This window comes from Amycolatopsis thermalba, assembly GCF_023376025.1.
Lineage (GTDB): Bacteria > Actinomycetota > Actinomycetes > Mycobacteriales > Pseudonocardiaceae > Amycolatopsis_E > Amycolatopsis_E thermalba.
The window spans coordinates 5,299,458-5,323,941 of the sequence record NZ_CP091196.1; the positions used below are offsets into that span (position 1 = coordinate 5,299,458).

Genomic DNA, 24,484 nt, shown 5'->3' on the forward strand with positions numbered 1-24,484 from the left:
CTAGCCCCGGAAAGTCGCGTACAACCTGGCGAAGGTACGCGCGGCCGCGACCAGCTCGGCGACCGGCACGTACTCGTCGGCGGTGTGCGCGACCCGCGCCGAGCCAGGTCCGTACACGACGGCCGGGATGCCGAGCCGGTTGCGGAGGAACCGCGCATCGGTGCCGAGTTTCAGGCCGCGGACCGGCGCGTGCCCGGCCGCCCCCCGGAACTCCGCGACGAACGGGTGCTCAACGTCGAGTTCGGAGCCTTCGGCGAACGCGAGCACGGTCGTGTCGTAGTCGAACGCACCCACGGCGTCGATCAACCGGGTGATCTGGGCCAGTGCCCCGGCGCGGGTCTGGCCCGGCAGCACCCGGCGATCGACCCGCAGCCGGCACTCGGCGGCCACGATGTTGGCCGCGGTGCCACCGGCGATCGTGCCGACGTTGCAGGTGGGTGAGCCCAGCAGCGGATGAACGTGACCACCGAAGTCGGCCAGGTGCAGAGCGGAGACGATCCGCGCGGCGTCGGCGACCGCGGAACGCCCGACGCCGGGATCGCTGCCGTGCGCGGCGCGCCCGCGTACGGTGATCTCGGCCATCAGCACGCCCCGCTCGGCCACCCCCACCGCCAGCTCGCTGGGCTCGGGAACGACCGCCGCGTCAGCCTTCACCAGCCCGGAACCCACCAGCGCCTCGGTGCCCAGCCTGCCGCCGGTCTCCTCGTCCGCCACGAAATGGAAGGCGATCGTGGCCGGTGGCACGACACCGGCGTCCCGGCACGCACGCAATCCCTCGAGGGCCGCGGCGATCCCGCCCTTCATGTCGCATGCGCCACGGCCGTAGAGCAGGCCGTCCCGCACCTGCCCGCCGAACGGCGGCACCGCCCAGTCCGCCTCGACCACGGGAACGACGTCGATGTGCCCGTTGACGAGCAGCGTGGGACCGGCTCCGGAACCCACGTGACCCAGTACCGACGGCCGTCCCGGCACCGGTTCGAAGACCTCGATCGCGGCGCCGAGGTCGCGCAGCGCCGCCACCAGGGGTTCGACCACCGGCTGCTCGCCGCCCGGCGGGTTCCTGGTGTCGTGCCGGATCAGCTCCGCCGCCAACGCGGTCACCCGTCCGGTGTGGACGGCGGCCGCGGCCGCTTCGGCGGTCACGCCGATTCCCGGGCACGTGAGGTGATCGCGGCGAGCGCGTCGGCGTCGAGAAAGCCCAGTGGCGCCAGGCCTTCGGCGAAGCGCAGCAACGCGGGCCGGAACGCGACGACGTCGGCGAACAGGTCGGCGGCCTCGTGCTGCCTGCCGGCGCGGGCGAGCAGCAGCGCGCGCCAGAAATCGGCTTCCCGGTTGTCCGGCCCGATGACCTCCGCCGCGGAGGCGAGCGCGCGCAGGTGTGCCTCCAGCCGCTGAGGTTCGACGCCCTCGAACGGCCCGAGTGTCAGCCCGCGCGCGAACATGACGTCACCGACGGCACCGAACGCGCGCGACCGGGGCAGCAGCCGGGACAGCTCGGCGAGCGGGTCGGGATGGTCGTCGACCCGCAGATCCACGATCTTCTCGGCCCACGGTGCCGGGCCGCGCCGGCCCGACACCACCAGCAGGGCGGCGGACTGCGCACCGCGCACGTCTCCCCCGGCCGCCTCCCCCGCCCGGAGCCCGGCCAGGATCCGGTCGGCGAGGTCACCGTCGGCGGATTCGAACGCGGCCAGCGCGGCACGGCACACGGACGGATCACCCAGCATGTTCCCCTGCACCGTCACCCCGTCCCCCAGCGCCGCGGCGGCGTGTGGCGCGCACGAGCGCCCGGTGTGCGCGGCCACCGCACCCGTGGCATCGACGACACCCAGCTGCCGGTAGCCGGACTCGGGATCACCGGCCACCAGCTTGTCCACAGTGGATCGTGCGGATTCGCCCGCACGCAACAGGTCCAGGCCATGCGGACCGTGGCCGACGTCGACGAACGCCTGGGTCGCGACCGCGCCGACGCCGGCCTCCGCCCAGGGCAGCAACGCACCGACGCCGAAGAAATGGGTCTGGGCGCCCACCCCGAGCTGACCCGTGGCAGGGTCACGGGCGACGATCGAGTACGTCACGCGGCCGCTCCCTCGGCCTTGGCGAGGTGGTCCCGCAGGATGTCCGCCACCCGTGCCGGCTCCTCGAGCATCGGCAGGTGCCCCACCCCCGGCAGTGTCATCGCGGTGCCGCCGGTGGCCTCGGCCAGTTCCCGTGACATCGCGACCGGGCAGGTCGGATCCTCGGTGCCCGCCACCGCGAGCACCGGGACACCGGCCGCGGCGACCTTGCCGACCAGGTGCCGGATGTCGGCCCCGAAGGCCCCGCGCAGGATCCGCGCGATCACCGCTTCGGGCCGCGTGCCGACCGCTTCCGCCATCAGATCACCGATCGCGGCGGAGGACCGGTAGGCCGGGCCCACGATCTGCGGCACCAGATCGGCGAAATAGCCGGCGGTTCCCTTGGCCTCGAGTTCGGTCACCATCTCCTCGATGGCCTCGGCCGGCACCCGGGTGCCCAGTGTCGAGCCGAACGCCGTGACGCTGAGGACCCGTTCCGGGCGCAACGCGGCCAGCGCCACCGAGATCGTGCCCCCGAGCGACCCGCCAGCGAGGTGCACCCGGTCCAGTCCGAGACCGTCGAGCACGGCCAGGACGTCGACGACGTAGCCCTCCTCGACGGTGAACGGGCCCACTTGGCCGGAGCGCCCGTGCCCGCGCAGGTCCGGCGCCACGACCGGCCGGCCGAGCCGCTGCGCCACATCGGTCCAGACCACTGCGGCGGAGTTGATGGGGTGAAGGAGCACGAGCGGGGTGCCGGGCCGGTCGCCGGTCGTGCGCAACACCGACAGGCGACCGGTTTCCCCGGCGACGCTCACACGGTCCAGCGTCACCGTCACTCCGTTCCGTACTTGGGCATCTGCTGGTCCATCACGCTGCAGTGCATGTGCCAGATCTTCCACACCGGTTGGCCGTCGCCGTCGTCGCGCCGGTAGAACTCGGTGGTGCGAAACGGGGTGGGCACCGAGTCCGACTGCCCCGGCAGCAGCAGGTCGGCCACGCCCTCGGCCGTGAGCAGCGCGACGTCACCGAAAACCTGGACGTCCGGCCCGACGGTGTCCTTGATCGCGGTGATGTCCAGACCGATCTTCGCCGCGTTGACCCACAACCGGTGCTTGTCCCGCGCCCCGTGATAGGTGTGGCCGTTCAGGTTGAACTGGTGGTATTTGTCGCCCGACGGGAAGTAGTCCAGCATCCTGTCGGCGGCGAGGCCCACGTTCGTCTCGTACCAGCCCTTGTGCGCGTCGAGGATCTGCTCGCGGTCGCTGCTCATGATCTCTGCCCTTTCAGTACGTGAATTCGCCGGTCAGTTCACCGACGGCGGTGAGCGTCTCGTCCGCCCCGTCCGCGACCACGGTCGCGACGGTGACGGTGTCCGCGCCGGCGTCGAGGAACTCACCGATGCGCTTGCGTGCGGCGTTCTGGTCGCCCACGAGGCCGAAGATGTCGATCCACTCGTCCGGCATCTGCGCGGCGACGGTCTCGGGCCCGCCGCGCGCGAGCATGGCCGAGAGGTGCTCGTTGGCGCCGACCGCGCCGAACAGCGGTCCCGGGCCCGAGGCGGCGAGGTAGAACGCCAGGACGGCTTTGAGCGCCTCCCGCGCGGCGGCGACCTCGCCCGGGTCCCGCGTGACGTTGGCGGCGGCCAGCACGCTGATCGTGATCCGCTCGTCGCGACCGGCGGCCTTCGCGGCGGCGTCGAGTTTCTTCCGCGCCGCCCGCACGTATTCGACCGGGGCGAGCGCGCTGACCAGGAGCCCGTCCGCCAGTTGCCCGGTCAGTTCGAGTCCCTTGTCGCCGAGCACGCCCGTGAACAGCGGGACCGGCTGGGGCACCGGATGGGTGAGCGTGACCTGCCGGAAGGTGGCGAACTTCCCGTCGTGGTCGACGGTCTGCCCGGCCAGCAGCGCGCGGACCCCGGTCAGGGTTTCGCGCAGCGCGCTCATCGGCGACTTCTGGGTCAGCCCCATCTGCGCGGTCCAGGCCGGCACGCCGTGCCCGATGCCGGGGATCAGCCGGCCGGGGTAGGCGCGGGCGAGGGTGGCGATTTCCATGGCCAGCAGCGCCGGATGGCGGACCACCGAGGAGACGACGCCGATGCCGACCGGAACCCGGGAGGTGGCCCCGAGGGCGAGTGCCGCCCCCGCCACGCCACCGAGGAAGAAGTAGTCCTCGGGAAGCCACAGTTCGCCGTAGCCGGCGGCTTCCGCGGCAGCGGAGCGCTGACCGATCTGTTCCGGCGGGGTGGTACTGCCGAGCAGCACACCCAGCCGGCTGCGCGCGGGTTGAGTCATGAGGCAGGCTCCTGTGGTGCGGACCGGTGGTGAACGTTGTCCGCGAACACTACGAACTGAGACGCCGGGAGCGCTTCGGCCACGTCGACGAACCCGGGCCCGAGTGGCTGTGCGCGGTGCACCACGTACGTCCACTGCGGTCACCCGCTCCGGCGCTTCACTCTTCCAGATAGTGCAGGGCCAGGCATTCGACGCTGATATCCATGTACGGGTTCAGGGGCATGCCGGACAGCAGCCGGTGCAGTCGGTGGCGTCCTGTGCTTGCCACACCCCCACATTCGCCGAGGTTCCCGGGACGCGCCAGATGCGAAGGATGTGTCCCTTGCGCTGGTAGTCGGTCGCGTGGGCGCGCTCCCGCTCGAGCAGGCCCGACCAGTCTTTCTCGTCGAGCCCATCGGGTCGGGTGACTGTGATCCGGACCAAGAACTCCATCGGTTGTCTCCTTGCTCGGGCGGATTCCTGTCGATGTGTTCGCCCCGGCGCCAGATTGTGGCGGTCATGGTCCGAACCTCAGGGTGGTTCCCACGGAGGGCTGCAGGTAGCGGTCGGCCAGGTCGGTGGAGAAGCTGGCGTGGGTGGCGACACCGCTGCAATGCATGGGCACGGAGCTCCTCGCCGAACAGACCGCGACAGCGATCCACACCGCGCGGCTCCGGGGACGACGGGACTGGGCCGAGCAACAGCACCGCACACTCATGCTGCCGCCAAGAGGTGGCGCCGGGCAGTCACGAGTCAACCCAGCGCGACGTGCCCGACCCTTGCTCAGCAGAGCGGCTTGAACCTGACTCCGCCGCCGCGCGACAGCGGACGCGCGGCGGCGGAGGGTCACTGGGACTGGAAGAAGTCGATCGGTTACGTGGTCATCTGTGGATGCCCGTACTCGGGTGTGGGCAGCACTTCGAACACGTTCGGGCACAGGAAGTGCCGCACGGCTGGGTAATCTGCTGCCGCCAGCACGGAAGAACCGACCTCGAAGCGGCGCCCCTCTGTGAGGCACGGAGGGCGCGTGCAACACCGATGAGGAACTCGCACACGAGGCCCCGCTGGGGAAGCAGTCGCGCCGGGTCATCAATCTGCTGATCACCTCGACGCAGCTGAGCACCCAGGCGACCACGGCGGTGATCGCCGAGCGGGCCGGGGTCAACGCCTCCACGGTGGTGCGCACCGCGCACGCGCTGGGTTTCGACGGCTGGCCCGCCCTCCGCTCGGGGATCCGCACCCGTTACCTGGCCACCCTGTCGGCCCACCAGGTGCTCGCCGAGCACAACGGGTCGGTGTCGGACCCGGTCACCGGCGCCATCCAGCAGGATCTGCGCAATCTCGAAGCGCTGGCGCACGGCCTCGATGTCGCGGACGTGCATCGTGCGGCGCACCTGCTGCTGGAGTCGCGCCGCGTCGTGGTCACCGGGTCGGGCACCTTCGCCGCGCCGGGCCTGCAACTCACGCACACCTGCACCACGCTGGGGCTGGATTTCATCCTGGAGCGCCACGGCGGGACGCAGCTGGCCAACCGGGTGGCCACGTTGACGACGGACGACTGCTTCGTGATCTTCAGCTTCTGGCGGTTGCCCCGGGAGTTGCTGGCCGCGGCCCGGATCGCCCGGGACAACGGCGCGCGCGTCATCGTGGTGACCGACCGGCGGAGTTCGCAGCTGGTGCCGCTCGCCGACGTCACGATGGTGATCCCGAGCGAGGGCGTCGCCGCGCTGCCCTCCATCACCCCCGCGATCGTCGTGGTGCACGCCCTCACCGCAAAGATGGGCTGGATCGGCGGCCAGGAGGTACGGGGACCGCATCAGCCGCACCGAAGCCATCTGGGGACGGATGGACATCTTCGACGCCCACGGCTGATCACCCGCACGCCCCGGTGAGCAGCTTCGCCGCCAGCTCGACGAGTTCCTTCTTCTCTGCGCTAGTCAGCCGGGTCGGCGAGCCGTTCTCGTCGGTGTCGGCTTGGGCCATCCAATTCCGCAGGCAGGACTCGCTGATACCCAGATCCTTCGCCAGCGCAGCGACCGACTTGTCGCCCAGACGGGCCAGCTCGCCGCGCCGCGCAGCCGTGACGTGCCCGGACTCGAGGAACTCGGGCAGCGCCTGGGGCAGCGGCTGCCCGCGCACCAGCGCGCCGCCCTCGTGCACGGCGACTACCGGCTGGGCAACGTCGTCGTCGGCGGGGACGGCACGATCACCGCCGTCCTGGACTGGGAGATGCCACCCTCGGCGACCCGCTGACCGGCCTGGCCTCCCTGCTCGTGTGGTGGGGCGGCATCAGCGGCCTCGACAGCCCGGTCGCCGCTGTGCCCGGCAACGTCCCCGGGTTCCGGCCCGGCAGCACGCTCGCCGAGCACTACGCGCGGGCCACCGGCCACGACCTGTCCGGCGTCCTCCTGTGCGCGGTGCACCACGCACTCCATCGTGGACAGGACCGTCCCCTGCCGTGACGGCCGGGCGGGCTCGGCTCAGCCGCTGGGCGTGCGGAGTTCCTTGCTCAGCGCCGGGATCCGGGCGTCGACGAGCCGGTCGACGAAGCCGTCCGCCCCGCCGGGAAGGGTATCCGCCCCCTCGATCAACGTCACCCAGGCCGCGTTCTGGCTGGCCCCGGCCAGCGAGAGCGCCTCGAACTCGGTGTCGACCGTCTCGTCGATCAACCCGCGTCCCTTGAGTTCGCGCAGGTAGGAGGCGATGAGCCGCCACATGTGGGCAGGACCTGAGCCGGCCGCCCGGTGCGCGTCGGCGTAGTAGGTGAACAGCTCACGGTCGCCCATCACGGACCCGACGATCGGGGTACTCGTGCGGTAGAACGAGTAGAGCGCCTGTACCACATCGACCAGTCCGGAGCGCAGGTCGGCGCGCTTCGCCCGATCGAGCGCGTCGTAGACGGTGTTGGCCTCGGGCAGTCCGGCCGACAGGACCGCCGCCAGCAGCCCGCCCTTCGACCCGAAGTGCTTGAAGATCAGCCCCTCGCTGCAGCCGGCCACCTCGGCGATGCGCCGCGTGCGCAGCGTCGCGACCCCCTCCTGCCTGATCAACATGCTCGTCGCTTCGAGGATCTGCTCCCGCAGGGACATCGAGTCTCCCTCTCTCGTCTGCCGACCGGCCCGCCGTTGACACGACCGTCGCACGCATGCATCATAAACCACCAATGAGGTGAGCACTCACTCACCGCTCGGTGCGTGCCGAGACCTCAACGACGAGAGGGCGGTTCCAGTGGACCTGATGCGACCTCGGAGAACCTCCGCCGTGCCGGACCCGCCACGACGCAGGGACGGCGACCTCATCCTGTCGGGCCGGGGGGACTACCTCGATGACGTCCGCGTCCCGGGCTTGACCTACGCCGCGTTCGCCCGCAGCCCCCACCCGCACGCGCGGGTCCGTGGCTTCCGGACGGCGGCCGCGGAGGCCTGTCCGGGTGTTCTGCGCGTGCTGACCGGAAAGGAAGCAGCCGAGCTCATCGGCCCGATCCCCCATTTCGTCAGCCCTGCCAACATCGGCGGCAAGAGCGCCGAATTCGAATGCCTGGCGTCGGAGGAGGTGCACTACGTCGGCCAGCCGGTGGCGGCCGTGGTCGCCACCGACCCTGGCGACGCCGAAGCGGCGGCCGAGCTGATCGAAGTGGACTACGACGTGCTTCCGGCCGCGCTCCACGCGCGGCAGGCACTCACACCCGGTTCCGCCCGCGTGTTCTCGCAGTGGGAGGACAATCTCGTCGTCCGGGTCGCGTTCACCGAGGGTGACGTGGCAGGAGCATTCGAGTCCGCTCCCCACGTCCTGCGGGACCGGGTGAAGATCCAGCGCTATGGCACATCCCCGCTGGAACCACGCGGCTACATCGCACAGTGGAATCCGGACGGACGCCTCGTCATCCGCGCCGCCACGCAGATGCCCCATCCGTTGCGCTCCGCCCTGGCGGCCATGTTCGACCTGCCCGAAACCGCGGTCCGGGTCATCGCGCCGCGCCTCGGCGGCGCGTTCGGCCACAAGTTCCACGGCTTTCCGGAAGAGGGCGTCGTCTGCCTGCTGAGCAGGTTGGTGCGGGCACCCGTGAAATGGCTGGAAAGACGCGAGGACGCGATGCTGGTCGGCGCCCGCGAGATGGAACACGACCTGAGCATCGCCTTTGACGGCGACGGCGTGATTCTGGGCCTTCGTGACTCCATCGTCTGCGACGTCGGGGCGCTCGGAACCAGCGCGGGGTGGGGAATGGCGTTCGTGGCCGCGATGACGTTCCCCGGCCCGTACCGGGTGCCGGCCTACGAGGTCGAGAGCCTCGTCGTCGTCACGAACAAGGCCCCGTGGAACGGCGCCCGCGGCTACGGGAAGGAGTCGGCGTGCCTGGCGCTCGAACGAGCGGTCGACCTGGTGGCCGCCGAACTGTCGCTCGATCCGGCCGAGGTCCGCAGGCGGAACTTCATCCCCAGTACCGCTTTTCCTTACTGGACGGCGTCGAAACGGCTGGATTCCGGGGACTACGAAACGGTCCTCGACAAGGCGCTCACCCTCAGCGACTACCCGGAGCTCGTCGAAGGACGCCGGCAGGCGCGCGCCGCGGGCCGGCTCGCCGGCGTCGGGATAGCCTTCGAACTGACCCCGGAAGGCGGTGACTTTCCCGGCGGACTCGCCCGCGGGTTCGACACCTCGACCGTGCGGATGGATCCCAGCGGATCCGTGACGGTGCTGACCGGCGTCACGAGCCCGGGAACCGGGAACGAGACGGCCATCGCGCAGCTTGTGGCCGCGGAACTCGGCGTGTCCTTCGACCGGGTCCGCGTCGTGCAGGGCGACACCGACACCACGCCGTACGGATTCGGGAACGGGAGCAGCCGCCCACTGAACCTCGGTGGCGGCGCGGCGGTGCTCGCCGCCCGCGAGATCCGCGAGAAACTGGTCGCCGCCGCGGCGGTGGCCCTGGAATGCGATCCGGCAAGCATTTCCCTGGACCAGGACACCGCGGTCAGCGACAGCGGCGCGAAGATGCCGATCAGCGATCTGGCCCGCTTCGTCTACACGACTTCGATCGCGCACCCCGGAGTGCCGTACCAGCATCTCGAAGCGACCCGCAGCTACGCCCCCGAGCAGAATCTGCTGCACCAGCCGGATTCCGCCGGCCGCACCTCGTCCTATCCCACGTTCTCGAACTCGGCCCACGTCTGCGCGGTCGAGGTGGACGAGTACACCGGGCAGGTCACGCTCGCCTCGTACGCGGCGGTCGATGACTGCGGCGTCATCGTGAACCCGGTCCTCGTGCGCGGGCAGTTGCTCGGCGCGATCGCGATGGGCATCGGCGGCGCGCTGTGGGAAGAAGCCCGCTACGACGACCGGGGCCATCCGGTGGCCACGTCGTTCAAGAACTATCTCGTGCCGCGCAGTGTCGACCTTCCCCCGATTCGCCTTGGCCATCACACCACGCCGTCGCCGTTCACGCTACTGGGCACGAAAGGCGCTGGCGAGGGAGGTGTCGCGGGCGCGGTCGCCGCCGTGTGCAATGCCGTGAACGACGCGATCGCGCCCCTGGGCGCCCGCGTCAGCGAGATGCCGCTCAGCGGGCCGAACGTGTTGCGTGCCATCCGGGAGGCGACCCGATGATCCGCGATCGGCTTCGGTACCACGCGCCGCCCGATGTGGACATCGCGTGCCGCATCCTGGCCGACAGTTCCTCCGCCACCGTCATCGGCGGTGGCACGATCGCCGTGCCGCGGCTCGGTCGCGGCGAAGTGCGGGCGGACGACGTCGTCCATCTGCACCGCGCCGGGTTGACCGGGGTACGGCTGACCGGGGACGAACTCAGTATCGGCTCGATGGTGACCTACACCGAACTCCTTGCCACGCCGGGCATCGATCAGCTCATCCCACTGTTGTGCACGGTCGCGCGGGGGATCACCGGTGGCGACCAGATCCGCAACCAGGGCACGCTCGGCGGGTCGCTCTGCCACGCCAACCCCGCCTCGGACGTGCCGACGGCACTCGCCGCCCTTCAGGCACGCCTGATCCTCCGTAGCGTCCACGGCGAACGCGAGGTGCGTGCCGAGGAGTTCCTGCGTGGCGGTTTCCAGACCACCATCCGCCCGGGAGAAATCCTGACCCACATCCTCGTGCGCCCCGTCGAAAAGTCCGGCTACTGCAAATTCAAGCTCAGTGAAAGCAGCTGGCCAATCGTCACCGCGGCGGCGACCGTGAGCGGCGGGCGCTGTCATGTCGTTCTCGGCGGAGTGGAGCCGGCGCCGGTCCGGATCGACCTCTCCTCCGTCGTCACAACGGAATCCGCCATCAGAGAGCTCGTCGCCGCCACCGTCCGGCCGCTCTGGTCCGACGCACTGGCGCCCGCCGAATACCGGCACCTGATCAGCGGCGAGATCGCTGCCCGGGCCGTGGCACAGCTTGGAGGAATGTGAATGTCGAAGCCGAACGCCGAGGACGTTCCCGGCCGTGAGATCACGGTGACGGTGAACGGGGTCCAGCGCAGCGCCTGGTGCGCCGACCGGACGCTGCTGGTCCACTTCGTCCGAGAACAGCTGGCCTTGCCCGGAACGCATGTGGGGTGCCTGAACGGGGACTGCGGAGCATGCACCGTGCTCGTCGACGGCGCACTCGTCAAGTCCTGTCTGCAATTAGCGGCCGCCGCCGACGGCGCGGAGATCACCACGGTCGAAGGACTCGGCGAGCCCGGGAATCTGCATCCGGTCCAGGAGGCGTTCTGGGCGGAAGACGGGTTCCAGTGCGGATTCTGCCTGCCGGGCCACCTGCTCGTCACGCTGAAACTCGCCGAGCAGAAGGAAGACCCGTCAGAGGAGGAGATCCGGTCCGCGCTCGCCGGAAATCTCTGTCGCTGTACCGGATATCAGTCGATCGTCGCCGCCGTGCGGCGCGCGGTCCGGCAACCAGAAGGGGCCTAGCTTGCGCTCGCGGCAACAGATCAGCCAGATAACCGAGGCACGGCTGCGGGAACTGGCGGAGAATGTCTTCGCCTACATCCAGCCGGACGGCGGCTGGTTCGTCAACAATTGCGGCGTGATCGTCGACCCGAATTCCGGCGACTGCCTGGTCGTCGATTCGGCCTCGACGGAGGACCGCACCAGAAACCTGATCAGGACGATTCGGGAAAGCACCGGCCATACCGCCTCGGTTCTGGTCAACACGCATCATCACGGCGATCACACCCACGGGAATTACCTGTTCGACAACGCCGTGCACATCGCGCACAGGCTGTGCCGGGAAGAGCTGCGGCATTTCGCACTCCCCGCTCCTGGTTCGTTCTCCGACACCGTGGACTGGGGCGATATCCACGCCTGCCTGCCCACCGTGACCTTCGAGGAATCGCTGACCGTCCACATCGGCGAGCTGGCCTGCCACCTCGAACACGTGGGCACCGCCGCGCACACGACCAACGATGTGGTGGTCTGGCTGCCGGAGCGGTCCGTCCTCTTCGCCGGAGATCTGTTGTTCAACGGCGGAACACCGTTCGTGGTCCACGGTTCCATCGAGGGATCCCTGGCGGCGCTGCGCGCCCTGCGACGGTACGAGGCCGTGACCATCGTGCCCGGGCACGGCCCGGTGGCGGACGCGAGCCTGATCGACTTCGTGGAGTCCTACCTGCTCTTCGTGCAGGACCTCGCCGCCGACTGCTTCGCGCGCGGCCTGGCACCACTGGAGGCCGCCCGCCAGGCGGAACTCGGCGAATTCGAACGACTGCTGGATTCCGAACGCCTGGTGGGAAATCTCTACCGGGCCTACGCCGAAATCGAAGGACGGCCGCGAGGCTGCCGCCTCGACGACGGCCGGATTCTGGCCGACATGGTCGCCTTCAACGGCGGCCGGCCGCTCACCTGCTGGGCGTGACGATACAAATTTCGAACAAGGAGAACGGTTATGCGGTGGGTCAGCTACGTTTCACCAACCGACAAGAAGGAACGCATTGGCGCGGTGGTCGGCCAGCGCATTCACGGGCTGGCCGAACCCCCAACGCTGCGCGACCTCATCGCTCAGGGTCAGGAGGCCACGCACGCCGCCGCTGAGCGCGCGATCGACAGCCCGGCGGAGGTGCTGGACCTCGCGACGACCGAACTGCTCGCCCCCATTCCCGTTCCGCCGTCCGTCCGGGACTTCATGTCGTTCGAGGACCATGTCGCGACCTCGGCGCTGGCGGTCGGCGACCGGGTGGACGAGGGCTGGTACGACAATCCGGTCTTCTATTTCACGAATCCCGCGGCTACGACCGGCCCGGTGGCGGACATCGCCGTCGCACCCGGTTCGGACGAGCTCGACTACGAGCTCGAAGTCGCCGCCGTCATCGGACTCGCCGGCAGTGACATCTCCGTCGAGGACGCCGGGAAACACATCGCCGGCTACACGTTGCTGTGCGACTGGAGTGCCCGTGACCTGCAACTGCGGGAAATGCGGCAGTCCCTCGGCCCGGCGAAGGGCAAGGACTTCGCCACCTCCCTCGGACCAGTACTCGTGACACCCGACGAGATCGCCCACCTGCGCACCGGAGACGGCTACGCGATCACCATGACCGCCGAGGTCAACGGCAAGCCGTACAGCTCGGGGTCCTGGGCCGGCATTCACTGGTCGTTCGAGCAGATGGTGGCCTACGGGTCACGGGGCACACGGCTCGTCCCCGGTGACGTCATCGGCAGCGGGACGGTCGGCACCGGCTGCATCTTCGAACTCGCCCGCGTGCACGGACCGGACCGCTTCCCCTACCTGCGCCCCGGCGACGAAGTGGTGCTCCGCGCCGATCACCTCGGCGAGATCAGCGCCCGGATCGTCCCGGGGGCCGAGCCGCTGCCGCTGACCCCGGCGGCGCACGCGAAGGGGTAGCCACGTGCCGGCCTACGCCGGCGCCGGTCGTCCTGTCAGCGGCAGGCCGGTCGCGGCGTAGGCCTGGTCGATCAGGCTCTCCAGATCGTCTTCGCCGGTCACCCACCGGGCGAACGCGGTGCGGAACAGCGCGAGCGCGACCTCGACCTGCGCGATCGCGGTGAGTTCGCCGACTCCCCGGTCGATCAGCACGCGCGCGAGGGCCTCGGCCCAGGACTGCCCCTTGAGCAGCTCACGCTCGGCGAGTTCACGGTGCGCCCTGATCAACGCCGCCCGCTGGGCGAGCCGCTCCCGCCGCGGGGTCATATCGGCGGCGAGGGCGGACAACGCGTCCCGCAGCGCCTGGCCGAGCGGCTCGGGCGGATTCGGCAGCGCATCGACCAGCAGGCGCACCAGCCGATCGCCGTCACCGAAAAGCACCTCTCGCTTGTCGCCGAAGTGGCGATAGAACGTCCGCTCGGTCACCCCCGCGCGTTCGGCGATCGCGACGGCCGTGGTCTCGGCATAGCCGTCGCGTGCGAACAGCTCCAACGCGGCCTGCTGGAGCCGCTCCCGGGACCGTTCCCGCCGATTGACCATTGTGCCCTCCTACGTGGGCAAGACGACAGATACTGACACCCCCAGGATGGCAGATACTGACATTCCCGTGGTAGCGTCGTCAATGTCAGAAACTGACATCCGGAGGATGACGATGCTGGTCCGCACCGACACGATCACCGCACTGCGGTCGTCCTACCACGCTGGAGACGTCACGGCGGGCGAGGTCATCGCACGCCACCTCGGCCGGATCGAGACGTTCGACACGACGGTCAACAGCATCGTCACGATCAACCCGCGCGCGGCCGAAGACGCGGCACGGCTCGACGACCACCTCGAGCGGACCGGGGAACTCCACGGTCCGCTGCACGGGATCCCGGTCGTGATCAAGGACAACATCGACCTCGCGGGCCTCCCGACCGCCTTCGGTTCGGTGGCCTTCGCGGAGCACATCGCCACCAGCGACGCCGTCCTGGTCACTCGGCTCAAAGAGGCCGGAGCGGTGGTGCTCGGCAAGACCACCATGCCGGACTTCGCGGTGTCCTGGCACGGGCATTCCTCGCGCTCCGGCATCACGCGCAATCCCTACGACACCGCACGGGACCCGGGTGGTTCCAGCAGCGGCAGCGCCGCCGCGGTCGCGGCCGAATTCGCGGTGGCCGGAATCGGCACCGACACCGGCGGCTCGATCCGGGTCCCGGCCGCGTTGTGCGGGCTGGTGGGCCTGCGCCCCAGCGTCGGGCTCGTCAGCCGCGCCGGTACCGCCGCGCTCGTCGGTGACCAGGACTCTCCCGGCCCCATGGCCCGCTGCGTCGCCGACGTCGCGGCGTTGCTGGACGTACTCGCCGGCTGGGATCACCGGGATCCGTACACCGCGCTGCCCTCGGTGACCCGCCGGACGGGGACCTTCAGCGAGCGCATCGCCGCCGGAGCGTCGCGGGGGGCCCGCATCGGCGTCGTCCGTGCGCTGTGCGCGAGCGGCCCCGAGGACGATCCCGAGGTGGCGGGCGTGGTCGACGAGGCACTCGGCGCACTGCGCTCCCGCGGCGCGGTCCTCATCGAAGTCGAGCTGCCGAACCTCACCACGATGCTCCGCGACACCTTGATGTATTTCCTGCAGTCACGCCGGGACGTCAACCAGTACCTGGCCGACGCCGGTGCCCACACGCAGGACATCGCCGAGGTCGTCGCCCGGGGCGAGTTCTTCCCGCACCTCGCGCTGTTGCCGCCGCTCGCCGCCGGCCCCCGGGACCCCTGTTCCGCCCCGGCGTACGCACGCGCGCTGGAACGCCGGACTCACCTGCGCAACACCGTGGCGGGCCTGTTCGCCGAGCACGGCTTGGCCGCCCTGGCGTATCCCACGGTGCGGATCACGGCTCCGCTCTGGGCCGACGTCGAGGCCGGCACCTTCGAGGACGGCCCCGCCCACGGCCGGGACCGGGCACCGGGAACCTTCCCGACCAACACCTTGATCGCCGCGCAGTGCGCGTTTCCCGCGCTGACGCTGCCCGTCGGGCAGACCGGCCGCGGGCTGCCCGTCGGTCTCGAACTGCTCGGCCTCCCCCACCACGACGGAGATCTCCTCGCTCTGGCCAGCGACCTGGAGCTCGCGTGCCCTCCGCGCCCTGTCCCGACCGGCTACCAGCAGGTGGTGAACCCATGATCGACCCCGACGTTCCGATTATCGACGTGCACGCCCATTTCTCGCCCCCGGCCAGTGCCGAAGTTCGGCGGGCCCGGTGGGAAATGACCCGCCGGGAGCACTTCCTGGCCGAGGCGCCGTACGAGTGGAGCCTGACCGAAACGCTGGCCGTCATGGACGAGACCCGCACCGCGATGCAGTTGCTCAGCAACATTCCCGCCGACCTCGGCCAGCTGCGTGCCTCCAACGACTACGGCGCCGAGATCGTGGCCGCGCACCCGTCGCGGTTCGGGTTGCTGGCCGCGCTGCCCACCGACGATCCGGACGCGGCCATCGCCGAGATCCACCGGGTCGGTGACGTCGACGGGTGGGCCGTGCACGCCGAGTACAACGGGATGTCCCTCCAGGACCCCGTCCTCGACCCGTTGTGGGCGGAACTCAACCGGCGCCACGCGGTCGTGTTCGTGCATCCCAACGCCTACGTCCCCGCGGTCGCGGCGATGCCGAGGCCGCTGTTCGAGGTGGCCTTCGACACCGGCAGGACGGTCGTGGCCATGGTCTACACCGGCGTGTTCCAGCGATTCCCGGACATCACCTTCGTGTTCGCGCACGCCGGCGGCACCTTCCCCGTCCTCGCCGGCCGGCTGAGTCTGCTCGGCGCGGAATCGTGGGTGCCCAATCCCCTCGGGCTCAGCCGCGAGGCCATCGCCGCGATACTGCGCCGGCTCTGGGTGGACACCGCGGCCTCCGCCAGCACCCAGCAACTGGCCGCCGCCGTCGAGACGGTCGGCGAGGACCACATCGTCTACGGCTCGGACTGGGGCGTTCCCTGCACCGGGCGCGCATCGCTGACCCGCAACCTCTGCGCGCTCCGGGACAACCACGCCCTGTCCGAGGCCGCCCGCGCCGCGATCCGCGACCGTGCCGGCGTCCTGTTCCCCGACGCGGCGCGGCGCGCTGCTCAGTGGAACGCGGCGTGACGGTTTCAGCCAGCGGTGACCGGGATCCGCTGGTTCCATTCTGATCAGATCGAGACAGTGAGGAGTCTTCCCCATGACAGATTCGACTCAACGTCCTTCGCGTGCTCTCGTGCTGGGCGGGGGTGGGGTGACCGGCATCGCGTGGGAGGTCGGCGTGCTGGCGGGGCTGGCCGCCGGGGGTGTCGACTGGAGCAAGGCCACTTCGGTGATCGGCACCTCGGCGGGGTCGTTCGTGGGCACCGCGGTCGCCAGCGGCTACGACCTGGAGCGGCTCTTCGCCGCCCAGCTCGTCCCGGACGCCAACGAGGTGGACGTCAAGGCGTCCGAGGCCACGATGCAAGCCTGGTGGGCGGCACTCGAGGAGGGCGGCGACGATCCGCGCAAGGTCGGCGCGGCGATGGGGCGGATCTCCCAGGCCGACCCCGAGCCCGTACCCCCGGCCGTCCGCCGCCGGGTCGTGACGTCGCGGCTGGTCACCACCGACTGGCCCGCCGTCCTGAAGGTCACCGCCATCGACGCCGACACCGGCGAGCTGCACCTGTTCGACCGGCACTCGGGCGTGGACCTGGCCGACGCCGTCGCCGCCAGCGGCGCGGTTCCCGGGGTGTGGCCGCTCGAACGCTTCCAAGGCCGTTCCTGGGTGGACGGCGGCATGGTCTCCACCACCAACGCGCGCCAGGCCGCCGGGCACGACACGATCGTCATCCTGGCGCCGATGCCCGCCGGCTACGGACAAATTCCCGGCGCAGCCGCGGATGCCGAAGCGCTCGCCGAAAATGCCGACGTCCACCTCATCACACCCGACGAACACAGCGTCCAGGCCATCGGCCCCAACCCCTACGATCCCCAACGCCGCCCCGCCGCCGCACACGCCGGCCGAGCACAAGGCGAAGCTGTTGCGGACAACGTTTCGATGCTGTGGTGAGTCCCGGCGGGTAACGGCGGACAGTGCCCACGTCGGGCTCCTGGTCTGAATCGCCGGGCTGCGCTCCGCGCCGACTGTCCGGGGATTATGGTGCCTCGCGGTCAGGCGCCGGAGTGCCCGGCGAAGTCCTGTGAGCAGGAACAGGTCAACGAGGTCGTGGTCGCCCCTGGCGGTCGCGAATTCCGAGCCGCGCGAGGCCACCATGCGGGAGTGCCGTGACGACGATGGTGTCGAAGGGAACGGCGCCGGCCTGCCTCGCGACCCCCTGGCCGTGCTGTCCTGGCCGGCCCGCACCCAGCTGATCGGCGAACCCCTGCCCGCCGTTGCCGCAAACACATGGCGACCTACGAGATCCAACGCGAATCGTGCCGGTCGCCGAGTTACCGTGCACCGCGACAGGCAAGGTGCGCACGGCTGCCTTGCGTGATTCGGCGGGCGCGGCGGCGGCGTACCACGTACCGGGATCGGATGCCTGGACAGCTGTCCCGCACGGCGCTGGTGCGGTGCACCAACCTGGTCCGCCGCGATCTCACGATCCGTCCGCCCGCGCTGAGCCACTGGATCGACCGCGGTAGCCCGCTCGGCCAGGGCTGGCCGGCGTGCGGCAGCGGTTCTCGGCCGATCTCGCCTGATGGTCGGGTGTCAGCGAGGAGCGTCCGGGCGGCGTTCCTTGAGCGTGGACAGCAGCTTCTGCACGCTCCACATGCTGCGTTCGACGTGGGCGCGCATGGCGCGTTCGGCGTCGGCGGGTTCGCGCGCCGCCACGGCCGCCAGGATCTCGTGGTGCTCGGCGATGGTGGCGTCGTGGAAGGCGCCGCTCTCCGGCAGCAGTGCCAGCGCGGGGTGGCAGCACTGGCGTGACTCCTCGATGCCGCGTACGAGGAACGGGTTACCGCTGATGTGGGCCAAGGCGAGGTGGAACACCGCGTCGCTGCGCATGAACGACGCGTCGTCCGGCGCGCTCTGCAGCTCGTCGTGTGCGGCCTGGAGCGTCGCGAGCTCCACAGCCGTGCGCCGCTCGCTCGCCAGCCTTGCCACGACCGGCTCCACCAGGCACCGGTACTCCATTGCCAGCCGGATCTCGTCGCGGTTGCGGACCGCCTCGGCGATCACGTCCTGGAAGCGCGACTCGTCCTCGCTCGCGCCGCGGACGAACGCGCCGCCGTTGCGGCCACGACGCTGTTCGATCAGCCCCTCGGAGCGCAGCTGACGAAAGGCCAGCTGCACCGGTGTGCGGCCGACACCGAGCATCTCGGCGAACTCGCGCTCCGAGGGCAGCGCCGACCCCGGGGGCAGCAGCCCGAGCCGGATCTCCCGGCGCACGAGATCGGCCACGTACCGGTTGACGTCGACCTCCGGGGGCGGCAAGGCGACCGCGCGACCGGACAACCGGCTGACGTTCAACCCCACCGGTTCAGGCACCAGTCCCACTCTCTCGCCCAGGGACACCGCTCACCCGGTCATGTTAGCAAGCGCCCGTTTCCAGGCCCGCGCCTCAGGAATACCGTTCCCGCTCCCACTCGGTGACCGTGTTCTGCCACGCGTGCAGCTCCCACTCGCGGGTGCGCAGGTAGTGGTCGCAGAACCCGGCGCCGAGCACCTTGTCCACCCCGGCGTCACGACGGCGGAACTCGACGATGGCGCTTTCCAGGCTGGCCGGCAACGGCTCGTCGTACCGGTCCAGTGCACGGCGGTCCGGAATGGACCGCTCGGTCAGTCCGAAGTGGATGGAGGCGGCGATGGCCGCCAGTGTCAGGTAGGGGTTGCAGTCCGCGCCAGGCCGGCGCAGCTCGAACCGGCTCGAGCTGGAACCGCGGAGCAGGGCACGCACCGCGAACGACCGGTCGTCGGTGCCGCAGGAGGCGCGCACCGGCGCGAAATAGCCGGGCACGAGGCGTTTGTAGGAGTTGATGGTGGGGTTGTAGATCAGGCTCAGGGCGGGCAGGTTCGCCAGGACTCCCCAGGCGACCCGGCGGTAGGTTTCGTCGTCCGGGTCCGCCGCGGCCGAGCGCAGCACGTTGGCACCGGTGTCGTCCCACAGCGAGAAGTGGACGTGCGCGCTCGACCCTTCCTGCTGGGCGAACGGTTTGGCCAGGAAGCTCGCCCGCAGCCCGTGCCGCCGCGCGGCCTCAGCCGCGGCTAGCCGGAGCAGCGCCGCGGTGTCGGCGGCGGCCAGGCCGTCCTGCGGGTCGACGTTGACCTCGATGAGGCCGGGTGCTCCTTCAGCGTGCACCACCGACAGGCCCAGCCGGAGCGCGTCGGCGTAGCTGCGGAGTGTGCCGACGAACTCGGCGACCTCGGACAGCGTCAGCGGACTGTAGCTGAGCCCGGAACTGGCAGGTTCCCACCCGCCTTCCCGGAACAACCGGAACTCGAACTCGAACGCCGCCCGCACGGCGATGCCCTGGCCGGCCAGGGCGTCCAGCGCGCGCCGCAGCACCTGGCGCGGGCTGACCTCGCAGGGCAGGCCGCCGGTTTCATGGAGATCGCCCAGCAGCAGCGCGGCATCCGGGAACCACGGCACCGGCCGCAGGGTGGCCGGGTCGGGTCGCAACAGCAGATCCTTCGCTCCGCCGTTGAGCCCCATCGTCGGCAGCGTCGTGATCGGCTCGTCCCGGGGGTCCACGGCGAGCAGCAGGTCGGTGGTCGGCAGCCCCGCGGTGCGCGCCTGCTCGTCCACGACCCGCGGCTCGACCATCTTGCCGCGCAGGCCACCGTGAAGGTCGGGGAAGAGCAGCAGGAGCGAGCGCACGTCGGCGGGTCGATCGCCCACGGGGGTGGTGGCTGTCGCAGACAAGGTTCTCCCTCGACTTCCCTAATGGACTTCGTCAAGCACCTTTTTCTAGCAGAGCGCGACCAGCGGCCGCAAGAACTGCTTGACTTCAGTTGTGGCACCCGGCTACAAAAGGAGTATCAAACGCTCCAATTAGCCGAACACGAGGAGTGAGCCCATGACCGCAGCGTACGACCGCGACCCGCTGGAGACCGCCGCGCTGGAGCACCTGTGGCTGCACAGCAACGACCTCGAGTGGGACGAACTCACGCGCGGCGGCCTCCGCGTGTTCGTCGAAGGACACGGCGCGACCCTGACCGACGTGCGCGGCAACTCCTACCTGGACGGGCTTTCCGGCCTGTTCGTCGTCGCGGCCGGCCACGGACGCACCGAGATCGCCGACGCGATGGCCGCACAGGCCAGGAAGATCGCCTACACCGCCGCCTCCAACGCGGCCAACCCGGCCGCGATCGCCCTGGCCGAGAAGATCAGTTCGCTGACACCGGGCGATCTGGACCGCGTGTTCTTCTGCTCCGGCGGCTCCGAGGCCGTCGAGAGCGCGATGAAGATCGCCAAGCAGGTCCAGGCGATGCGGGGCTTCGGCAAGCGGTACAAGATCATCGCGCGCCGCGGGTCCTATCACGGCACCACGTTCGGCGCGGCCAGCCTGACCGGCAGCGCCAACGAGGGCTACTTCGGCCCGTTCATGGCGGGCGTGAGCAAGGTCCCCTCGCCCAACCACTACCGCAACGACTTCGGGCTGGAGGGCGAAGCCGGCGACATCATGTGCGCGCGGTTCGTCGAACAGGAGATCCTCACGCAGGGCCCCGAGCACGTGGCCGCCGTCATCGGCGAGCCGATCTCGGTCGCCAACGGCACCCACCTGCCCGGTCCCGTCTACTGGCAGATGCTGCGCGAGATCTGCGACCGCTACGGCGTGCTGCTCATCATGGACGAGGTCATCACCGGCTGGGGCCGCACGGGCACCTGGTTCGCCGCCGAGCACTACGGCGTCGTCCCCGACCTCATGACCATGGCCAAGGGACTGTCCAGCGGCTACGCGCCGATCGCCGCCGTCGCGGCGCGCTCCTCGTTGTTCGACGACTTCCGGCCCCACGGCCGCGCGCTCAACCACCTGATCACCTTCGGCGGTCACGCGGTCGCGGCGGCGGCCGCGCTCAAGAACATCGAGATCCTCGAACGGGAACGCCTCGTCGAGCGCTCGGCGGAGATGGGCACCTACCTGTTCGAGCTGGCCCAGCAGCTGCGCGAGCACCCGACCGTCGGCGACGTCCGCGGCGGGCAGGGCCTGCTGTGCGCGATCGACTTCGTCAAGGACAAGGGCACCAAGCAGGCGTGGGGCACCTCGCACCCGTTCATCAAGTTCCTGGCGCTGCGCACGCAGGAAGAGGGCCTGGTGACTCGGGTGTGGGACGTGCTCCACCTGGCCCCGCCGTTCGTCCTGACCCGTGCGGAGGCCGAGCGAGCGATCGAGATCGTCGACCGCTGCCTCACCGAGGCGGAACACAAGTTCGCCGACGAGATCGCCTGAGCCGCCATGACCACACCCGTCATCGGAGTCTGTGCCGCGTTCGAACCCGCCCGCTGGGGGTTCTGGGACCAGCAGGCCGCGATCCTCCCCGCCACCTACTTGGAGAAGGTGCGTACCGCCGGCGGGCTGCCGATCGGCCTCGTGCCCGATCCCCGCGCCACCGCGCGGCCCGAGCTGGTGCTCGACCGCGTCGACGGCCTGCTGCTGATCGGCGGTGTCGACCTGGAGCCGGACACCTACGGCGCGGCCAGGACCGAGCGCACTGAGGCGACCGCGCCGGAACGCGACGCGTTCGAGCTGTCCCTGGCCCGTGCCGCGCTCGCCCGGGATCTCCCGGTGCTGGGGATCTGCCGCGGCATGCAGATTCTCAATGTGGCTGCGGGCGGCACGCTGCACCAGCACCTGACCGACGCCGGGTTCGCCGAGCACCGGCGCAGCCCCGGACGGCTGGACAGCGCGACCTTCCACGAGGTCGACGTGGTGCCCTGCTCGCTCGCCGAGTCGCTGTCGGGCAGCGGCGTCCAGGTCGTGAACTCCCACCACCACCAAGGGGTGGACGCGCTGGGCGAGGGCGCGGTGGTGACGGCGTGGTCCATTCCGGACCGGCTGCCCGAGGCCATCGAGTTCCCGTCCTGCCAGTACGCCCTGGGTGTCCAATGGCACCCGGAGGTCGACCACCTTCAGCACGCGCTCACCGCCTTCGTCGCGGTCGCGGCGCGACCGGCCAGGGAGGACCAGCCAGCGTGACCACCATCGACGTGATCGAGCCCGCCACCGAGCGCGTGCTCGACACCCTCGAAACCACCGATGTCGCCGAACTGGACGCCATCGTCGCGCGTGCCGCGAAGGCGCAGAAGCTGTGGGCCGCGAAGTCCCCGCAGTACCGCGGGCAGGTTCTGCTCGCGGTCGCGGCGGCGATCGAGTCGAACTCCGAACACCTGGCACGACTGGAATCCCGCAACGTCGGGATGCCGATCACCGAGGCTCGGGGCGCGGTCGCGGGCGCGGCCGCGACCTTCCGCTACTACGCCGCGGCGCCGGAACGCCTGCTGGGACACACCATTCCAGTCGAGGGCGGCGTGGACATGACGTTCCGGGAACCGATCGGGGTCGTCGGCCTGATCACCCCGTGGAACTACCCGCTCACCATCGCGTCCTGGAAGGTGGCGCCGGGCTTGGCCGCGGGCAACGCGATCGTGCTCAAACCCGCGGAGCTGACCCCGCTCACCGCACGCGAGCTCGCCTCGCTCGCGACCGCGGCGGGTCTTCCGGAGGGTCTGCTGACTGTGCTGGTCGGCCCGGGCCGGACGATCGGCCGCGCGACGGTCGAGCACCCGGGCATCGGCAAGATCGCCTTCACCGGGTCCACCGAGGTCGGCAAGGACATCGCCCAGCGCGCCGCAGGCACCCTCAAGCGCGTCACGCTGGAGCTGGGCGGCAAATCGGCCGCGCTGGTGTTCGCCGACGCCGATCTCGACGCCGCGGCGAGCGGCCTGACCGGCGCCGTCTTCGGCAACTCCGGGCAGGACTGCTGCGCGCGGTCCCGCGTGTTCGTCGAGCGGCCCGCGCTGGAGACGTTCATGGAGAAGCTGGAGAAGGTGGTCGGCGGGATCGTGGTCGGCGATCCGCTGAATGAGAGCACCCAAATGGGGCCGCTGGTCTCGGCGGGCCAGGCGGCACGGGTGCGGGCCTATGTGGACGGTGCGCCGGTGCTCTTCCGCGGTGTCGCACCAGGGGGCCCGGGTTACTGGGTTCCGCCCACGGTGCTGTACCCGATCGACGACCGGCACCCGGCGGCGCGGGAGGAGATCTTCGGCCCGGTCGTGTCGGTGTTCGCCTTCGACAGCGAGCAGGAGGCGCTGGCCCGCGCCAACGACACGGTGTACGGGCTGGCCGGGTCGATCTGGACGTCCGACGCGGCACGGTCCCTGCGGGTGGCGCGTGCCGTCGACGCAGGCGCCCTCGCGGTCAACTCCTACACGTCGGTGCGCATCACCACGCCCTTCGGCGGGTTCAAGCAGTCCGGTCTCGGCCGCGAACTGGGCCCGGACGCGCTCGACGCCTACACCGAGGTGAAGAACGTCTTCTTCAGCACGGCGGGCTGACACCGGCGTGGCCCGCGAAGAACCGGGTGAGCATGAAGTGGGCCTGGGCGAGGACGGCGGGATCGCCGTCCTCGTCGCCGGTGAAGGCGAACTGCACGAGCCGTTCCAGCGCGTGCAGGGCCACGCTGCAGTGGGCCTGGGTCAGCCCCGCGAAGGCCGGCGCGTGCTGGCGGAACTGGTCCAGCACGCGGGCGGCCCAGTCCTCGATGCACAGCTCGTCGAGGGTGCGGACGCGTTCGGTGAGGTTCTGCCGCACCCACAGTTCGCGGACCAGCGGGATGCGGTGTTCCTGCGTGTAGTAGTCGATCAGGACGTCGATGATCTCGGTCCACGCCTGGCCCGGCCGGTCCTTCAGCGCCCGCGCGAGCCCTTCGGTCGAGACCTGCATCTGACGGTGGCACAGCTCTTCGAGCACCCGTTCCGGAGACTCGAAGAACGCGTAGAACGATCCCCGGCTGACGCCCGCCTTCTCCAGCAGCAGCGTCGGTGACCCCACGACCGCTTCGTAGCCGAGGGTTTCGACCAGCTCCGTCGCGGTGTCCAGCACGTGCTCGACCATGGCCCTGGACCGCTCCTGGACCGGCAGTTTGCGCAGTCCGCCCGCGATCGGGGCACGCGGATCGGATCTGCTCTCGTACCCGGTCCGTCTCATCGGTACTCCCCCGTTCCGCCTGTTACGACCACGTTACACGACTCTAGTCGCGTTACCAACCTGGACTGCGGTCACGTCTCCAGTATTCTTCGGCACAGGAAAACGGCGGCGCCAGACAACGCACAACGCTCGGCTGGGGTGTCCCAACCG

At 70.3% G+C, this 24,484-nt stretch carries 24 protein-coding genes and 1 pseudogene; 14 read left to right on the forward strand and 11 right to left on the reverse strand.

Annotated features, from left to right (window positions below; genetic code table 11):
- From L1857_RS25730 to L1857_RS25755, 6 genes and pseudogenes are all read right to left on the reverse strand, one after another.
- Entirely contained in the window at positions 1–1,143 is a 1,143-nt protein-coding gene (locus tag L1857_RS25730; RefSeq protein WP_116111164.1) for a M20 family metallopeptidase, read from the reverse strand.
- Positions 1,140–2,078, reverse strand: a complete 939-nt coding sequence (locus L1857_RS25735) for a DUF1028 domain-containing protein (RefSeq protein ID WP_116111165.1) — start codon at positions 2,076–2,078, stop codon at positions 1,140–1,142. Before L1857_RS25735 ends, L1857_RS25730 begins: the two co-directional genes overlap by 4 nt.
- Positions 2,075–2,890, reverse strand: a complete 816-nt coding sequence (locus tag L1857_RS25740; protein ID WP_240323233.1) for an alpha/beta fold hydrolase — start codon at positions 2,888–2,890, stop codon at positions 2,075–2,077. The genes L1857_RS25735 and L1857_RS25740 overlap by 4 nt, the downstream gene beginning before the upstream one ends.
- A 2-nt stretch (positions 2,891–2,892) precedes the next feature.
- Entirely contained in the window at positions 2,893–3,330 is a 438-nt protein-coding gene (locus L1857_RS25745; protein WP_116111167.1) for a nuclear transport factor 2 family protein, read from the reverse strand.
- A gap of 13 nt (positions 3,331–3,343) precedes the next feature.
- Positions 3,344–4,351, reverse strand: a complete 1,008-nt coding sequence (locus tag L1857_RS25750) for an LLM class flavin-dependent oxidoreductase (protein WP_116111168.1) — start codon at positions 4,349–4,351, stop codon at positions 3,344–3,346.
- 157 nt (positions 4,352–4,508) lie between these two features.
- Positions 4,509–4,783 (reverse strand): annotated as a pseudogene (locus L1857_RS25755) (muconolactone Delta-isomerase).
- Positions 4,784–5,394: 611 nt separating this feature from the next.
- Here L1857_RS25755 and L1857_RS25760 point away from each other — a divergent pair.
- From L1857_RS25760 to L1857_RS25770, 3 genes are all read left to right on the forward strand, one after another.
- Positions 5,395–6,222: a MurR/RpiR family transcriptional regulator gene (locus L1857_RS25760; protein WP_275895909.1), complete on the forward strand. Its 828-nt coding sequence runs from the start codon at positions 5,395–5,397 to the stop codon at positions 6,220–6,222.
- Between the two features lie 82 nt (positions 6,223–6,304).
- Positions 6,305–6,583 (forward strand): phosphotransferase, encoded by a 279-nt coding sequence (locus tag L1857_RS25765; RefSeq protein ID WP_240323234.1) that lies wholly within the window; start codon positions 6,305–6,307, stop codon positions 6,581–6,583.
- Positions 6,584–6,603: 20 nt separating this feature from the next.
- A complete protein-coding gene (locus L1857_RS25770) occupies positions 6,604–6,792 on the forward strand; it encodes a hypothetical protein (protein WP_240323235.1) in 189 nt (62 codons plus the stop codon).
- Between the two features lie 18 nt (positions 6,793–6,810).
- On the opposite strand, the gene L1857_RS25775 is transcribed toward L1857_RS25770, so the two are convergent.
- Complete coding sequence (locus L1857_RS25775) at positions 6,811–7,419, reverse strand: TetR/AcrR family transcriptional regulator (RefSeq protein WP_116111171.1); 609 nt, start codon at positions 7,417–7,419, stop codon at positions 6,811–6,813.
- Positions 7,420–7,591: 172 nt separating this feature from the next.
- Between L1857_RS25775 and L1857_RS25780 the strand changes: the two genes are divergently transcribed.
- Genes L1857_RS25780 through L1857_RS25800 form a run of 5 tightly spaced genes read left to right on the forward strand, consistent with a single transcriptional unit; the run spans position 7,592 to position 13,168 of the window.
- On the forward strand, positions 7,592–9,934 hold the full coding sequence (locus tag L1857_RS25780; RefSeq protein ID WP_162831094.1) for a xanthine dehydrogenase family protein molybdopterin-binding subunit: 2,343 nt from the start codon (positions 7,592–7,594) through the stop codon (positions 9,932–9,934).
- Positions 9,931–10,740 carry an FAD binding domain-containing protein gene (locus tag L1857_RS25785; RefSeq protein ID WP_116111173.1) on the forward strand — a complete coding sequence of 270 codons (810 nt, stop codon included), beginning with the start codon at positions 9,931–9,933 and terminating at the stop codon, positions 10,738–10,740. The genes L1857_RS25780 and L1857_RS25785 overlap by 4 nt, the downstream gene beginning before the upstream one ends.
- The gene (locus tag L1857_RS25790; protein ID WP_116111174.1) at positions 10,741–11,241 is read left to right on the forward strand and encodes a (2Fe-2S)-binding protein; all 501 of its coding nucleotides are present in this window, start codon (positions 10,741–10,743) and stop codon (positions 11,239–11,241) included.
- A 1-nt stretch (position 11,242) separates the two neighbouring features.
- A complete protein-coding gene (locus tag L1857_RS25795; protein WP_240323236.1) occupies positions 11,243–12,184 on the forward strand; it encodes an MBL fold metallo-hydrolase in 942 nt (313 codons plus the stop codon).
- 30 nt (positions 12,185–12,214) lie between these two features.
- Positions 12,215–13,168: a fumarylacetoacetate hydrolase family protein gene (locus L1857_RS25800; RefSeq protein WP_116111175.1), complete on the forward strand. Its 954-nt coding sequence runs from the start codon at positions 12,215–12,217 to the stop codon at positions 13,166–13,168.
- A gap of 12 nt (positions 13,169–13,180) precedes the next feature.
- Here L1857_RS25800 and L1857_RS25805 read toward each other — a convergent pair whose 3' ends face one another.
- Positions 13,181–13,699: a TetR/AcrR family transcriptional regulator gene (locus tag L1857_RS25805; RefSeq protein WP_162831100.1), complete on the reverse strand. Its 519-nt coding sequence runs from the start codon at positions 13,697–13,699 to the stop codon at positions 13,181–13,183.
- Positions 13,700–13,853: 154 nt separating this feature from the next.
- On the opposite strand from L1857_RS25805, the gene L1857_RS25810 reads away from it, so the two are divergent.
- From L1857_RS25810 to L1857_RS25820, 3 genes are all read left to right on the forward strand, one after another.
- Positions 13,854–15,368 carry an amidase gene (locus tag L1857_RS25810; protein ID WP_162831095.1) on the forward strand — a complete coding sequence of 505 codons (1,515 nt, stop codon included), beginning with the start codon at positions 13,854–13,856 and terminating at the stop codon, positions 15,366–15,368.
- A complete protein-coding gene (locus L1857_RS25815) occupies positions 15,365–16,327 on the forward strand; it encodes an amidohydrolase family protein (RefSeq protein WP_116111178.1) in 963 nt (320 codons plus the stop codon). The genes L1857_RS25810 and L1857_RS25815 overlap by 4 nt, the downstream gene beginning before the upstream one ends.
- A gap of 73 nt (positions 16,328–16,400) precedes the next feature.
- Positions 16,401–17,252, forward strand: a complete 852-nt coding sequence (locus L1857_RS25820; RefSeq protein WP_116111179.1) for a patatin-like phospholipase family protein — start codon at positions 16,401–16,403, stop codon at positions 17,250–17,252.
- A 642-nt stretch (positions 17,253–17,894) separates the two neighbouring features.
- Here the strand turns inward: L1857_RS25820 and L1857_RS25825 are convergent.
- Together L1857_RS25825 and L1857_RS25830 are read right to left on the reverse strand one after the other, a co-directional pair.
- The gene (locus tag L1857_RS25825) at positions 17,895–18,674 is read right to left on the reverse strand and encodes a FadR/GntR family transcriptional regulator (protein ID WP_162831096.1); all 780 of its coding nucleotides are present in this window, start codon (positions 18,672–18,674) and stop codon (positions 17,895–17,897) included.
- A gap of 73 nt (positions 18,675–18,747) precedes the next feature.
- Positions 18,748–20,025: a glutamine synthetase family protein gene (locus tag L1857_RS25830; protein ID WP_205413282.1), complete on the reverse strand. Its 1,278-nt coding sequence runs from the start codon at positions 20,023–20,025 to the stop codon at positions 18,748–18,750.
- A gap of 178 nt (positions 20,026–20,203) precedes the next feature.
- Here L1857_RS25830 and L1857_RS25835 point away from each other — a divergent pair, with 178 nt between their 5' ends.
- Genes L1857_RS25835 through L1857_RS25845 form a run of 3 tightly spaced genes read left to right on the forward strand, consistent with a single transcriptional unit; the run spans position 20,204 to position 23,682 of the window.
- Positions 20,204–21,577: an aminotransferase family protein gene (locus L1857_RS25835; protein WP_116111181.1), complete on the forward strand. Its 1,374-nt coding sequence runs from the start codon at positions 20,204–20,206 to the stop codon at positions 21,575–21,577.
- Positions 21,578–21,583: 6 nt separating this feature from the next.
- Positions 21,584–22,324 carry a gamma-glutamyl-gamma-aminobutyrate hydrolase family protein gene (locus tag L1857_RS25840; RefSeq protein ID WP_116111182.1) on the forward strand — a complete coding sequence of 247 codons (741 nt, stop codon included), beginning with the start codon at positions 21,584–21,586 and terminating at the stop codon, positions 22,322–22,324.
- Positions 22,321–23,682: an aldehyde dehydrogenase family protein gene (locus L1857_RS25845; protein WP_249466507.1), complete on the forward strand. Its 1,362-nt coding sequence runs from the start codon at positions 22,321–22,323 to the stop codon at positions 23,680–23,682. The genes L1857_RS25840 and L1857_RS25845 overlap by 4 nt, the downstream gene beginning before the upstream one ends.
- Here L1857_RS25845 and L1857_RS25850 read toward each other — a convergent pair.
- Positions 23,666–24,334, reverse strand: a complete 669-nt coding sequence (locus tag L1857_RS25850; RefSeq protein ID WP_116111184.1) for a TetR/AcrR family transcriptional regulator — start codon at positions 24,332–24,334, stop codon at positions 23,666–23,668. The genes L1857_RS25845 and L1857_RS25850 overlap by 17 nt on opposite strands.
- Between the last annotated feature and the right edge of the window lie 150 nt (positions 24,335–24,484).

Excerpts from the sequence above, each read along its gene's own strand:
- L1857_RS25810 (WP_162831095.1), top strand. The coding sequence starts at position 13,854 with ATGACGATGCTGGTCCGCACCGACACGATCACCGCACTGCGGTCGTCC.
- L1857_RS25790 (WP_116111174.1), top strand. The coding sequence starts at position 10,741 with ATGTCGAAGCCGAACGCCGAGGACGTTCCCGGCCGTGAGATCACGGTG.
- L1857_RS25835 (WP_116111181.1), top strand. The coding sequence starts at position 20,204 with ATGACCGCAGCGTACGACCGCGACCCGCTGGAGACCGCCGCGCTGGAG.
- L1857_RS25785 (WP_116111173.1), top strand. The coding sequence starts at position 9,931 with ATGATCCGCGATCGGCTTCGGTACCACGCGCCGCCCGATGTGGACATC.
- L1857_RS25815 (WP_116111178.1), top strand. The coding sequence starts at position 15,365 with ATGATCGACCCCGACGTTCCGATTATCGACGTGCACGCCCATTTCTCG.
- L1857_RS25850 (WP_116111184.1), bottom strand. The coding sequence starts at position 24,334 with ATGAGACGGACCGGGTACGAGAGCAGATCCGATCCGCGTGCCCCGATC.
- L1857_RS25840 (WP_116111182.1), top strand. The coding sequence starts at position 21,584 with ATGACCACACCCGTCATCGGAGTCTGTGCCGCGTTCGAACCCGCCCGC.
- L1857_RS25775 (WP_116111171.1), bottom strand. The coding sequence starts at position 7,419 with ATGTCCCTGCGGGAGCAGATCCTCGAAGCGACGAGCATGTTGATCAGG.
- L1857_RS25800 (WP_116111175.1), top strand. The coding sequence starts at position 12,215 with ATGCGGTGGGTCAGCTACGTTTCACCAACCGACAAGAAGGAACGCATT.
- L1857_RS25750 (WP_116111168.1), bottom strand. The coding sequence starts at position 4,351 with ATGACTCAACCCGCGCGCAGCCGGCTGGGTGTGCTGCTCGGCAGTACC.
- L1857_RS25745 (WP_116111167.1), bottom strand. The coding sequence starts at position 3,330 with ATGAGCAGCGACCGCGAGCAGATCCTCGACGCGCACAAGGGCTGGTAC.
- L1857_RS25820 (WP_116111179.1), top strand. The coding sequence starts at position 16,401 with ATGACAGATTCGACTCAACGTCCTTCGCGTGCTCTCGTGCTGGGCGGG.